This is a genomic window from Rossellomorea sedimentorum (genome assembly GCF_046237645.1).
Taxonomy (GTDB): domain Bacteria; phylum Bacillota; class Bacilli; order Bacillales; family Bacillaceae_B; genus Rossellomorea; species Rossellomorea sedimentorum.
Genome location: NZ_CP143546.1, coordinates 2,849,942 through 2,863,338 on the forward strand (window position 1 = coordinate 2,849,942; position 13,397 = coordinate 2,863,338).

The 13,397-nt window shown below is 43.9% G+C and carries 10 protein-coding genes; all 10 read right to left on the reverse strand.

Annotated features, from left to right (window positions below):
- Positions 1-12: 12 nt before the first annotated feature.
- The 10 genes from V1502_RS14170 to lpdA all read right to left on the reverse strand — a co-directional run bounded on the left by V1502_RS14170 (position 13) and on the right by lpdA (position 13,386).
- Positions 13-633 (reverse strand): HAD family hydrolase, encoded by a 621-nt coding sequence (locus V1502_RS14170; protein WP_409251290.1) that lies wholly within the window; start codon positions 631-633, stop codon positions 13-15.
- A gap of 388 nt (positions 634-1,021) precedes the next feature.
- Positions 1,022-2,290: a methyl-accepting chemotaxis protein gene (locus tag V1502_RS14175; protein WP_409254353.1), complete on the reverse strand. Its 1,269-nt coding sequence runs from the start codon at positions 2,288-2,290 to the stop codon at positions 1,022-1,024.
- 544 nt (positions 2,291-2,834) lie between these two features.
- Positions 2,835-3,131, reverse strand: coding sequence for a hypothetical protein (locus tag V1502_RS14180; protein ID WP_409251291.1), 297 nt, complete (start codon positions 3,129-3,131; stop codon positions 2,835-2,837).
- A gap of 160 nt (positions 3,132-3,291) precedes the next feature.
- Positions 3,292-4,326, reverse strand: a complete 1,035-nt coding sequence (gene meaB / locus V1502_RS14185; RefSeq protein WP_409251292.1) for a methylmalonyl Co-A mutase-associated GTPase MeaB — start codon at positions 4,324-4,326, stop codon at positions 3,292-3,294.
- Positions 4,327-6,480 carry a methylmalonyl-CoA mutase gene (gene scpA / locus V1502_RS14190; protein ID WP_409251293.1) on the reverse strand — a complete coding sequence of 718 codons (2,154 nt, stop codon included), beginning with the start codon at positions 6,478-6,480 and terminating at the stop codon, positions 4,327-4,329. It lies immediately after the preceding gene.
- On the reverse strand, positions 6,470-8,245 hold the full coding sequence (locus tag V1502_RS14195; RefSeq protein ID WP_409251294.1) for a methylmalonyl-CoA mutase subunit beta: 1,776 nt from the start codon (positions 8,243-8,245) through the stop codon (positions 6,470-6,472). The genes scpA and V1502_RS14195 overlap by 11 nt, the downstream gene beginning before the upstream one ends.
- Before the next feature lie 244 nt (positions 8,246-8,489).
- Positions 8,490-9,827 (reverse strand): dihydrolipoamide acetyltransferase family protein, encoded by a 1,338-nt coding sequence (locus tag V1502_RS14200; protein ID WP_409251295.1) that lies wholly within the window; start codon positions 9,825-9,827, stop codon positions 8,490-8,492.
- 42 nt (positions 9,828-9,869) lie between these two features.
- Positions 9,870-10,853, reverse strand: a complete 984-nt coding sequence (locus tag V1502_RS14205; protein WP_409251296.1) for an alpha-ketoacid dehydrogenase subunit beta — start codon at positions 10,851-10,853, stop codon at positions 9,870-9,872.
- A gap of 13 nt (positions 10,854-10,866) precedes the next feature.
- Positions 10,867-11,865, reverse strand: coding sequence for a thiamine pyrophosphate-dependent dehydrogenase E1 component subunit alpha (locus V1502_RS14210; protein WP_409251297.1), 999 nt, complete (start codon positions 11,863-11,865; stop codon positions 10,867-10,869).
- Positions 11,866-11,964: 99 nt separating this feature from the next.
- Complete coding sequence (gene lpdA, locus V1502_RS14215) at positions 11,965-13,386, reverse strand: dihydrolipoyl dehydrogenase (RefSeq protein WP_409251298.1); 1,422 nt, start codon at positions 13,384-13,386, stop codon at positions 11,965-11,967.
- Between the last annotated feature and the right edge of the window lie 11 nt (positions 13,387-13,397).

Below are 13,397 nucleotides of genomic sequence, written 5' to 3' on the forward strand. Positions count from 1 at the left end.
AATCCGAAATTATTAACCAAAAAGGGGGATTAATCCTTCTAAATCTTTAATGACATAGTCATAATCTTCAACTTTCCCAAATCCGTATTCTGCATACACAAATGGAATCCCAGCGTATATGGCTGCCTGCCGGTCTCCTTCTGTATCACCGACATAAACAGGACTGGAAAGGTTATTTCTCTCCATGACTAATTGGATGTTCTCCCCTTTTGATAGTCCTGTTCTTCCCGGATTCTCGTAATCTAAGAAAAAGCGGTCCAGCTTGTGAAATCTATAAAAGGCCTCTATATACCCAGCTTGACAATTACTGACAATATAAAGTTTGTATTTTTGCGAGAGCAGGGACAAGACCTTCTCGAGATTATCATAAAGTTGTCCTCCGTTGATGCCCAGGTAGTCACTTTCAGCTTCACAGCATTTCTCCAGCAGTTGTTTTTGCTCATTTTCCTCCAAATCAGGAAACAACTTTCGGCCTATCTCCTGGATTTGCAGTCCCATCGTCCTTCTGAAATCTTCTCTCTTCAGTTCACATACATTTGTCTTATTATCCTGCAAGACCCTATTCCAGACAATCAAAACCGAGTCTATTGGGTCCCATAATGTTCCATCCAAATCGAATATTATACTATCCACGTTTTGCCTCCTTCTCTTTTGTTAACGCTGTGTTCGTAAAGATTGCTGCTATCGGAAAAATCCAAAGGGCCGGATTTTCCCTCGGGTACAAGGGCTTATCTAACTGAACAGAGTGAATTGCTCTTTTCTTTCTTGTTTACCAGGATAATTCCTGTGAAATATGGCTACTTCTCTTGAATTTCAAAGTGAATAGCAACAAAGTTTTAGAAAAGAGCCTTTGTTATAGTTAGACTTCCGGTCAGTTACAAAGCAAGCGTTAACATATTCCGTTTGTCGTCTGTGACTCGTTGTATGGCCAGAAAAAATAAAGGCCGATTCTGAAGGCATTTCTAAATAAGAAATAATCCTTAAAAAACCGACCGATTTTCATTCAGTTGTATCTCATCTGCTATTTGCCCACCAAGTTCTCAGTTGCCTTATCCGTATTTTGAATAAAGGTTACGAGGTCTTCACTTTGTACTTTATGATTCTCGATTGAAGCGGCAATTTCTTGCAGGGAAGCAGTCGTCTCCTCAATGATCGAGGCAAAATTTGTTACAGAAGATTCAATGTTGCCGGAAGACTCGCCTATGTTTACTGTGATGGTATCCAATTGATGAACCGCATCATTTAAAGTTTGGACAGCGCTGTCAATTTTCTCAAAGACTGTCATTGTCTGTTTTGTCATCTCGACACTCTGTGCCATTTTTTCAGCGTTATCTCTCATAAGTTCTTGAGATTCTATTGTTTCTTCATTCACGTCAGTCAAGTTGTTTGAAATCTGGTTGGCAGTCTTGGAAGTGATTTCAGAGAGCTTCCTGATTTCCTCCGCCACTACCGCAAAGCCTTTTCCATGCTCACCGGCCCTCGCTGCCTCAATGGATGCGTTTAACGCAAGAAGGTTTGTCTGGGAAGCAATGTCTTGAATCGAACGTGCGAAACCATTGGTTTGCTGTATTTTGTCTCCAAGGCTGTCCATTGTTTGTGAAAGCATTTCTAGCGATCTTTGGAATTCTTGATTCTTGGTCATTAATGAATTGAGCGACTGCCAGCCAAGCTTCGACGCTTCATATGTAGTCTCTGTCTCATTATGAACCGTTTTGGCAGATTGAACAAGCTGTACCATCATCTCATTTAACTTTTCCACTGAAGTTGTAATAGTAGCCGCTGAATCATTTTGAGTTGACATCCCTGATGAAATTTCAGTGATTGCCGCTGCCATTTCATTCATGGAGTATAGCTGTTCTTCACTTTGCGCGCGAATATTTTTAACATTATCAGTGATGATAACGGCATTCTTCTCTATTAACTCAGAATGCTCCTGCTGTGCGTTCAGCATATCCTTCGAACGCAGGTGTTGATCTTGCAGGTCATTCCTCAGCCAGGTAACCATTCTGTTTTGGAAGAATAAATTGACTGCTACCGCGGCATACACTAAGTAATAGGTCACTATAAAATTAACAGTTTGATAATATCGATCCGGCGTTTCCATGAAAAACGCGATACTTAATGCTGTCCCCAGGCCTATTGCAAGAAGCAAAGCTGACTTGTTGTTATAAATCGAGATTACCGTAAGCAAAAAGTAAGGAAGCATCATCATGATTAAGTAAGGTGAGCTTATCATGATGACATAGAGCACCAATGTTATTCCAATGACAGCGATATATGGGGTGATCATTAAAAGGGATTCCTTGCGGTTGAACAAGAAGAGCAGCAAGATGAATCCTATTCCCCCAATCCCGACTGTTAAAATGATGCTTAGCGGCTGCTGTATGGCTACTGAAGCCGCCACCGCCAAAATGACTGAAATAATGGAGACGTTACTGACCAACTTATTCTTACGTCGTACGTCAGCCCTGAGCAGGTCTTCTACCGGATGTAAATGTTCTGACAATGTATTTCCTCCCAACTACATTCTATTAATTTTATTGTAGCTGTTTTTTAAGTTTAAGAGAACGACTTTTTTTCTTTTTTTCGCCAATCCTGCCAATGCCTTTATCCCTGAAGTCCACGTGGTGTGGACCTACTGCAGACACTCTCTTTGAAAACACTTCTGCCCAGTCTGAGAGGTAACAATGAAGGAAACTGACAAGCTCATTCTTAAAAGGGATTTCAAAAAATACAATGCAGTTTTAAATAGATTTCATATGACACAACTCCCTTAATATAATATTAAAAAAAGGTGACCCATCCAATTATGGATGGGCCACCTTTTCTTAAGCTTATTTTTTATGTGCCATATAAAGCTGGACGGCTTTTATCAGCATACTTTTCCAGTCATTAAATTCAGTAAATCTTTCTACAAATCCGTTTAGCTTACCTTTATCCATTTCCTTTACGCCATCAAGCGTCTCTACATTAACGTCAGCTTCTTCATTCAATTTGCCTTTAAATTCATCCTGAGTGGTAAAATTCGTATATTTGCTGATGAACTCATTAGTCAGCAATTCGTTTAGCGGGATGTTCTTTGAAATATCACCTAAATCTTCTACTTTATTAAGAATATTTCCGAAGTTCATGTAAACATCTCCTTTTTTTATTATTACTTATTATTTATCCATATAGGCAAGATTCAAACTGCCAATCTTGGATAGTGAGATGTTCTGTAAAAATCCATAACAAAAGCAGTCAGCCTGAGATACAGGTTTTGCCTGTACTTCAGACTAACTGCCGTCATACTTATCTGCTGTATAAATCCATCAAATGATCGACAGCCTGTGAAGCGGTTTTGCTGCCTGCCATCACCTCTGATTCGATTTCCGGGAAGCAGCCCCTGATATCAGGATGCTGGAAAAAATCCTTCAGGACACGATCGGAAATCATGGAATGCAGCCATTCTTTCGTTTGTGACTTTCTTCTTTCTTCAAACACTCCACTCTCTTTGGTTATGCGCTCGAACTCGTTTATAGTATTCCAAACCTCCTGAATACCGTTTCCATGTAATGCGGAGCAAGTCAGCGCCTGTGTTTCCCAGCCTTTTGTGGCCGGCTGCAAAAAGTGAAGTATTCCTTTATACTCTCTTCTGGTTTTCTGTGCAGCAGGCAGGTTATCTCCGTCTGCTTTATTGACAACAATCAGATCGGCGAGCTCCATGATTCCTTTTTTCATCCCTTGAAGTTCATCTCCTGCTCCTGTGATGACAAGCAGCATGAAAAAGTCAACCATGCCTCGGACAATGACTTCGCTCTGACCGACTCCAACCGTTTCCACCAGGATGATGTCATACCCAGCGGCTTCGCATAGGAGCATGGTTTCCCTGGTTTTTCGATGGACTCCCCCAAGCACCCCGCCTGACGGCGATGGCCGCACAAAGGCGTTTTGGTTCCTCGACAGATTTTCCATCCTTGTTTTGTCACCGAGGATGCTACCGCCGGTCACAGTAGAGCTGGGATCCACAGCCAAAACCGCTACTTTATATCCCTGTTCGCAGAGATTTTCTCCAAAAGTTTCGATAAAGGTGCTCTTGCCGGCACCCGGTACCCCGGTAATACCAATCCTGATGCTTCTCCCGGTATACGGAGTCAACTCTTTTAACAGTTCCTGGCCATGCAGGAAATGCTCTTGGGAGTTGCTTTCTATCAGCGTAATAGCTTTTGCAAGATCTCGTCTGTTACCTGATTTTACTCCATCAATAAGCTCAGCAATTGGTTGGAGGGTTTGTGACTTCTTCCTGAATTTACGGACCGGTTTATCCTGTCGGGATGAGCCTTCCATTTACTCTGTCACTTCCTCGTATCCAAGTCTGCGGTAGATTTCTTCAATAACTTTCTGGGCCGCAACCGGAATGACTGTACCCGGACCAAAAATGGCAGCAGCTCCATTATCCAAAAGGAATCTATAATCCTTTGGTGGAATGACTCCGCCGATGACTATGATGATATCCTCTCTCCCCAGTTTTTCAAGTTCTTTTACCAGGGCCGGAAGCAGTGTTTTGTGTCCGGCGGCAAGGGAACTGACTCCGATAGCATGAACATCATTTTCAACTGCCTGTAAAGCCGTCTCTTCAGGGGTTTGAAATAATGGTCCGATATCAACATCAAAACCAAGGTCGGCAAACGCCGTGGCAATCACTTTTGCCCCGCGGTCATGCCCGTCCTGGCCCATCTTCGCAATCATAATTCTTGGACGGCGGCCTTCGTTCTCACTGAATTCCTCCGCCATCGTTTTCACTTTATTAATCTCTTCTTCATTGGAGAAGTTTGAACTGTAGACGCCGCTGACAGAACGGATAACCGCTTTATGACGGCCGGATGCCCGTTCAATTGCGTCAGATATTTCGCCAAGTGATGCTCGTTCACGTGCAGCCGATACTGCGAATTCGAGAAGATTTCCTTCCCCTGTCCGGGCAGCGTCAGCCAATGCTTCAAGAGCAGCCTGTACCTTGAGGTCATCACGCTGGGCTCTAAGAGCAGCCAACCTTTCAATCTGCTTACGGCGGACCTCTGTGTTATCGATATCCAAAACATCGAGTTCATCTTCTTTATCCAAACGGTATTTGTTGACCCCTATGATCACTTCCTTGCCGGAATCAATTTTTGCCTGTCTCTCTGCTGCTGCTTCTTCAATCCGCATCTTAGGAAGTCCTGTTTCTATCGCTTTAGTCATGCCGCCTAACTCTTCGATTTCTTCTATATGAGTCCATGCTCTTTCCATGAGCTGTTCCGTCAGACTTTCCACATAGTAAGAACCAGCCCAAGGATCAATAACATCCGTTATGCCTGTCTCTTCCTGCAAATATAATTGGGTGTTCCTGGCGATCCTTGCCGAAAAATCAGTCGGCAGCGCAATCGCTTCGTCCAGGGCGTTGGTATGAAGGGACTGAGTATGCCCCATGGCAGCCGCATGAGCTTCAATCAACGTTCTGATAACATTGTTATAAGGATCCTGCTCAGTCAGACTCCAGCCGGAAGTTTGCGAGTGCGTCCGAAGTGCCATCGATTTAGGGTTTTGAGGTTGAAACGTCTTCATCATACTTGCCCAAATCCGCCTGGCCGCCCTCATCTTGGCCACTTCCATGAAGTAGTTCATGCCTATTCCCCAGAAAAACGAAAGCCTGGGGGCAAACTTATCAATAGGAATACCAGCCTTCAAACCTGTTCTGACATACTCCAGCCCGTCGGAGAGTGTATAAGCGAGTTCAATATCAGCAGGCGCACCCGCTTCCTGCATGTGATAACCTGAAATACTGATGCTATTGAACTTCGGCATGTTCTTCGATGTATATTCAAAAATATCCGCAATGATTTTCATTGACATTTCCGGAGGGTAAATATATGTGTTACGCACCATATACTCTTTTAAAATATCATTTTGAATGGTTCCCGATAATTTATCAGGAGAAACTCCCTGCTCTTCCGCTGTCACGATGTAAAAAGCGAGAATCGGCAGAACCGCCCCGTTCATCGTCATCGAGACAGACATTTGATCAAGTGGAATCCCATCAAATAGCACTTTCATATCCAAAATTGAATCGATCGCAACTCCAGCTTTCCCGACATCCCCGACAACCCGTGGATGGTCAGAATCGTATCCTCTGTGTGTCGCGAGGTCAAATGCGACCGATAGCCCCTTTTGGCCCATGGCAAGATTCCTGCGGTAAAAGGCATTGCTCTCTTCTGCTGTAGAGAAACCGGCATATTGACGGACTGTCCAAGGCCTGTTCACATACATCGTCGGGTAAGGCCCTCTCGTGTAAGGAGCAACACCCGGCAGATCATCACCATGCTGGATATTCTTAATATCTTCTTCGTTGTAAAAAGGTTTTACAGGAATCTTTTCGTTCGTTTGAAATGATGATAACTCCATTTGTGTTTCGGAAGGGTCTGATAATTTCAACCCTATATTTTTAAAATCGGGCTTACTTCCCATTGGATTTCGCCTCCCATCTGCTTAGAAGAGCATCCAGCTTTTCGAACATATCCTGACCAAGAAAAATATTTCCGTTCAAACCGGCACTTCTTAATTCATTCATTTCCTTATCTTCAAACGTTCCTGCTATATCGATGATCTGCTCGCTATTCTTAACCGATTTCACTATATCTTTGGCCATAGTGTCATACTCTTGATTCAACCCGCAGATTACATAATAATCAACGTTCGTTCCATTCACAAATTCAACAGCATTCGCAACAGACTGGCACTCCCCGCTTGGCAGTACACCGATGCCCCCAGCGGCCAGGTAACCTGATACAAAATCAGCTCTGACTTTATGGTTTTTAATGTCCCCCAGTAAAATCAAGCCGGCCTGTGGTTTATCTTTCAACTTAGCAGCCCTTTCGCGAAGGGTCTCAAAGCTTTCCGATAAACGTAAGGACTGTAATCCGGCAAGTTGAACTTTTTCCCTCGCCGGGGATTCCACTGGTACGACTTCTTCCAGATTTGCATACACATTTGTTCCTACTACACTTTGCTTTCGAGAAGCAGCATCCTTCCGTCTTTTATTGAAAATCCGCTGTATATCCCTTTGAACAGTTCCCTCTTTCAAAGCTTTTATCAATCCGCCGCTTCGGTCGATTTCCTGAAATGATTTCCACGCTTCTTCTGCAAGACTGTTCGTCAGCGTTTCAATGTAATAAGAACCTCCAGCCGGGTCGCTGACTTTATCGAGATGAGATTCCTGGCTAAGGATCAACTGAGTATTCCTGGCGATCCGCTCTGAGAAATCTGATGTCTCCCCGTAAACCTGATCATAAGGCGACACGTGTATATAGTCAGCACCGCCCAGCACTGCCGCGAAGGTCTCATTGCCAGAGCGGAGCATGTTTACATAAGGATCAAGTTTGGATTTTGTAAATCCGGCAGTCTCTGCGCTGATTGTTGCTTTCATATTTCTGAACCCATAAGCTTCAGAAATATTTCCCCAAAGAATCCTGAACGCCCGGAGCTTGCTGATCTCGGTAAAAAAGCGGCTTCCCATTGCAAAATTAAAGACAAGTTTGTCTGCCGCTTCTTCAGCTCTCCACCCCTTGTTTGTTAATAACTCGATGATTGAAACACCGGCAGAAACTGCATAGGCCAATTCCTGCACTGCATTGGCTCCAGCTTCACTCAATAAAGAGGTATCCACCATAACGGTCCTGACTTCAGGTGCACGTTCTTTTAAATATGTAATGGTTTCTATCCATGCCTGAACGGTATCTGACGACGATTCCTCAATCAATGACGGTATTGGATCTGCCGAGTACGTACCCCTCATCTCAGGAAAACCCTCTTTCAGCACTTCAAATCCGTCTGAAGAGATAGATGTGAATTGAAACAATGGCTTCTTTTCTGTTACAGCCAGGGTGAAAATCTTTTGTAAAATATCTCTGTTTATGCTCCCGTCAGGATCAGCAAATGAGACTGTGTCCTGGCCTCTTGAAAGGACAGTCTGAAGCATTTCCGGCAAATCTTCGGGATTCTTTCTCGTCACCCTCTGGGCAATTTTCCAGTCCCTCTTGGAAGCCTTGCGGTTTGCAGTCCATTCTGCTTTTATATCTCCCTTTGTATAGAGGGGCTTTAACGTAATCCCCTCATATGTTTCCTTATATAATTTCTCAATCGGTTTCCCCTTTAATGATTCCTCAGCTATCGCCTTCCAGTCTTGCAGACTCACTGATTCAAATGATGCTTTTTTCATTTCATTCACATTCATAATTTCGCTTAACGCTTCCCCCTCCCGATTATTGTAATCGGTTTCATAAAAACCTTAGACTATTCAAAATTTTTATACTAATGCTATTTCAGTATATAAAAAAATGCCATCAACTTCAATCAAAGCAGGAAAAACACTGAAGTTTTCACTTTAACACTGTAAAGCGCTAAGAGGGACAGTCCCTCTTAGCGCTTTACAGTGTTAAAAAACCGGCTTGCTGTTTGCAAACCGGTTTTTGATTCTATTAATAAATAGATGTATTTTCTTTTGAGATGTTTTCGATAATTTCTTTGACACGTTGCAGGAAACGGCCGCATACAAGTCCATCCAATACACGATGATCCAAGGACATGCACAGATTTACCATGTCTCTTACTGCAATCATACCGTTATCCATCACCACTGGGCGCTTCACGATGGATTCTACCTGAAGGATAGCTGCCTGAGGATAATTGATGATCCCCATGGATTGAACGGAACCGAATGAACCTGTATTGTTCACTGTGAATGTACCGCCCTGCATATCTTCGGACTTCAGCTTGCCGCTGCGTACTTTACCAGCAAGTTCAGTGATCTCCCGCGCAATCCCTTTGATTGTCTTCTCGTCTGCGTTTTTGATGACAGGAACAAAAAGTGCGTCGTCTGTCGCAACAGCAATCGAGATATTGATGTCTTTCTTCTGGATGATCTTATCGCCAGCCCACATTGAATTGATCATCGGGAATTCTTTAAGAGCCTGTGCTACTGCTTTCACAAAGAAAGCAAAGAAAGTCAGGTTGTAGCCTTCACGCTGCTTGAACTCACCTTTAATAGTGTTCCGGTAGGTCACAAGATTCGTCGCATCCACTTCCATCATGGTCCATGCATGTGGTGCCTCATGCTTGCTGCGCAGCATGTTGGAAGCGATCGCTTTTCTGATTCCTGTGACTGGTATTTCTACGTCACCAGGCAATACCGGTACGTTTGGTGCTGGAGCTGCAGGTTTTGAAGGTGCTGCAGCAGCTGGTGCAGGAGCTTCTTGAACAGGGGCCTGCTTCGGCTCTTCCTTAGCAGGGGCTGCAGGTTTTGCATCTCCCGCTTTCGGAATGTTGCCGGAATCGATCAGTTTCTGCAAATCTTTACGTGTGATTCTTCCATCTCTGCCTGTACCTTCCACTTGGTCAAGGTCAATATCATGTTCTTGAGATAATCTTAAGACGGCAGGAGAGAAACGGACTTTTCCTTGTCCTTTGTCTGCTTTTTTTACTGACTTCTTCTCTTCTTGGTTATTTTCAGTGGCTGATGGTTCATCACTGGTTGAATTGTCTTGAGCCGGGGCCTCTTCGTCAGCAGAGCCCGCTCCTTCAACTTCGATCGAACAGATGAATTCCCCAACTTCCAAAGTGTCGCCTTCTTCAGCGATTAATTCTTTGATCGTTCCAGTAAAAGAAGATGGAACTTCCGCATTTACTTTATCTGTATTGACTTCAGCAATGGGATCGTATTTGTTGACATGGTCTCCTGGACTAACAAGCCATTTACTGATTGTACCTTCTGTAACACTTTCCCCAAGCTGAGGCATTTTCATTTTTTCAATACCCAAAGAGGAACCCTCCTTACTGCATTTGTTTTAGTAATGTTTTCATTAAAATTCCGCCAGTTCTCGCATTGCCTTTTCAACTTTATCAGGATTCACCATAAAATATTTTTCCATTGTAGGTGAATATGGCATTGCCGGTACATCTGGACCTGCAAGTCGCATAATCGGCGCATCAAGATCAAACAGGCAGTTTTCAGAGATGATTGCTGCCACTTCGCCCATGATGCTCCCTTCCTTGTTGTCTTCCGTAAGAAGAAGAACTTTACCGGTTTTAGAAGCTGCTTCGATGATCGCTTCTTTATCTAATGGATAAATGGTTCTTAAGTCAAGAATTTCCGCTTCAATTCCATCCTCGGCCAGTCTTTCAGCGGCTTGCTGTGCGAAATGCACACATAGTCCGTAGGTAATGACGGTCAAGTCTTCCCCTTCACGTTTCACATCCGCTTTTCCAATCGGAAGGACATAATCATCATCAGGAACCTCACCTTTAATCAAGCGGTATGCACGCTTGTGTTCAAAGAACATGACCGGATCCTCGTCACGGATAGCAGCCTTCAATAATCCTTTCACGTCATAAGGAGTAGAAGGCATAACAATCTTCAGTCCAGGCTGATTAGCAAATACCGCTTCCACTGATTGAGAATGGTACAGTGCACCATGGACACCGCCTCCATAAGGAGCACGGATAACCATTGGACAGCTCCAATCGTTATTTGAACGGTAACGGATACGGGCTGCTTCAGAAATGATTTGGTTTACTGCCGGCATGATGAAATCAGCAAATTGCATCTCAGCAATCGGGCGCATTCCATACATGGCTGCTCCGATTCCTACACCTGCAATAGCAGATTCTGCAAGCGGCGTATCTAATACACGATCCTCACCAAATTGGTCATAGAGACCACGGGTAGCTCCGAAGACTCCACCTTTTTTACCGACGTCTTCCCCAAGAACAAAAACTTTTTCGTCTCTTTCCATTTCTTCCCGGATAGCCATTGTAACTGCATCAATATAAGAAATTACTGCCATGAATTATTCCCCCTTACTTCTCTTCTGCGTAGACGTATTTAAGCGCACTTTCAGGCTCTGAGTATGGTGCATTCTCTGCATAATCCGTCGCTTCATTGACTATTTTCATTACGCGGTCATTGATTTCTTTTTCAAGATCATCATTCAGGACGCCTGTCTCTTTCAAATAAGCTCCGAATGTGATAATTGGATCTTTTGTTTTCGCCTGGGCTACTTCATCTGGTGAACGGTAGCTGCGGTCATCGTCATCAGAGGAGTGAGGTGTCAATCGATAAGAAACCGTTTCCACTAATGTCGGGCCTTCACCTCTGCGGCCGCGGTCAGCAGCTTCTTTGACTGCTTTATAGACTTCCAAAGGATCATTTCCGTCCACAGTCACACCCGGCATTCCATAACCAATTGCACGGTCCGAAACCTTCTCACATGCCAACTGCTTTTCGATAGGGACAGAAATGGCATACTTATTATTTTCACACATGAAGATGACAGGAAGTTTATGTACTCCCGCAAAGTTGGCGCCTTCGTGGAAATCTCCCTGGTTGGATGAACCTTCTCCGAACGTAACAAAAGTGACAAGATCCTTCTTCTCCATTTTCCCAGCAAGTGCAATCCCAACCGCATGCGGTACTTGTGTTGTAACCGGCGATGAGCCCGTTACGATATTATTTTTCTTTTGACCGAAGTGACCAGGCATTTGGCGGCCGCCTGAGTTTGGATCCTCTGCCTTTGCGAAACCGGAAAGCATCAATTCTCTTGCAGTCATTCCGAATGTAAGGACAACACCCATGTCACGGTAGTATGGCAATACATAGTCTTTCTCAGTATCTAGGGCGAAAGCAGCACCGATCTGGGCAGCTTCCTGACCCTGACATGAAATAACAAATGGAATCTTACCAGAACGGTTCAACAGCCACATCCGTTCATCAATACGACGAGCCATCAACATAGTTTCATACATTTCTAACACTTTCTCATTGGATAAACCAAGAGCTTCATGACGATTTTCAGCCATTAATTTTACCTCCCAAACATTTATAGGGGGAGAACCTTTTAGGCTCCCCTTCTCAAAAGAATATGTGCATCATATTTCTGAATGAATCCGGGCTGCAACTTATGAATGAATCGCTTTTCCATCCACTGCCAGCGCAGCCTCCCCGATTGCTTCACTTAAAGAAGGATGAGGGTGGATTGTATGGGCAACTTCCCAAGGTGTTGCATCAAGGACACGGGCAAGACCTGCTTCTGAAATCATATCCGTTACATGCGGTCCAATCATGTGAACACCAAGGATGTCATTTGTATCCTTATCAGCCACAATTTTTACAAAGCCATCAGATTCCCCGTATACAAGAGCCTTACCAATTGCGCGGAAAGAAAATTTACCAACCTTCAAGTTGCGGCCTTCTTCTTTGGCTTCGTTCTCAGTCAATCCGACACTAGCTATTTCAGGATTACTGTAGATACATTTTGATACGAGGCTGTAATCTATCGGTTCTGGGTTTTCATTGGCCATGTGCTCAACAGCTGAAATTCCTTCATGGGAAGCAACGTGTGCCAATTGAAGGCCGCCGATCACATCTCCGATCGCATAAATATGCGATTCTTTAGTCTGCATATGTTTGTTTACCTTAATGAACCCTTTTTCTATAACAATGTCAGTGTTCTCAAGTCCAATTCCTTCAACATTTGCCTGACGTCCAACAGAAACAAGCAGCTGATCCGCAGAGAATTCTTTTTGATCACCTTTGATTTCAGCTTTGATTTTCACTCCGCCGTCTTTTTCAATTGTTTCAGGAAGCACTTTTGCACCCGTCACAATCTTTACGCCTTTTTTCTTCATCAACCGCTGCATTTCTTTGGAAATTTCATGATCTTCCGTCGGTACGATTCTGTCCGCATATTCAATAACAGTAACTTCAACTCCAAAATCGGAAAGCATGGACGCCCATTCAATTCCGATTACACCTCCGCCGACAATGATTATGGACTTCGGAAGGTTTTCAAGTTCCAGTGCTTCATCAGAAGATAGAACAAACTCTCCATCAATGTCCAGTCCAGGCAATGTTCTAGGACGAGAACCTGTAGCTACGATGACATTCTTAGGAATCAGCATTTCGTTTTCTTCCCCGCTATTCATTTCCACAGAGATTGTCCCTGGCATCGGGGAGAAGATTGAAGGCCCAAGGATTCTTCCTGTACCTTCAAATACATCAATCTTACCTTGTTTCATTAGGTGCTGAACGCCTTTGTGAAGGCCTTCAACGATCTTTTCTTTCCTTTGTTGCACACGGGTGAAGTCCAGTTTCACATCATTGATCATGACACCGAAACTGTCGGCCTCTTTTGCAGTTGCAAACACTTCGGCACTGCGAAGAAGCGCCTTACTTGGGATACAGCCTTTATGAAGACATGTACCGCCTAATTTTCCCTTTTCAACAATAGCTGTTTTTAACCCCATTTGTGAAGCACGGATGGCAGCAACATAACCGCCGGTTCCGCCCCCAAGGATGACCAAATCATATTCTTGAGCCAATGGTATTCCTC

Coding starts and splice junctions, on each gene's coding strand:
- V1502_RS14195 (WP_409251294.1), bottom strand. CDS start 8,245: ATGAATGTGAATGAAATGAAAAAAGCATCATTTGAATCAGTGAGTCTG.
- V1502_RS14205 (WP_409251296.1), bottom strand. CDS start 10,853: ATGGCAGTAATTTCTTATATTGATGCAGTTACAATGGCTATCCGGGAA.
- V1502_RS14175 (WP_409254353.1), bottom strand. CDS start 2,290: ATGATCACCCCATATATCGCTGTCATTGGAATAACATTGGTGCTCTAT.
- meaB (WP_409251292.1), bottom strand. CDS start 4,326: ATGGAAGGCTCATCCCGACAGGATAAACCGGTCCGTAAATTCAGGAAG.
- V1502_RS14210 (WP_409251297.1), bottom strand. CDS start 11,865: ATGGCTGAAAATCGTCATGAAGCTCTTGGTTTATCCAATGAGAAAGTG.
- V1502_RS14180 (WP_409251291.1), bottom strand. CDS start 3,131: ATGAACTTCGGAAATATTCTTAATAAAGTAGAAGATTTAGGTGATATT.
- scpA (WP_409251293.1), bottom strand. CDS start 6,480: ATGGGAAGTAAGCCCGATTTTAAAAATATAGGGTTGAAATTATCAGAC.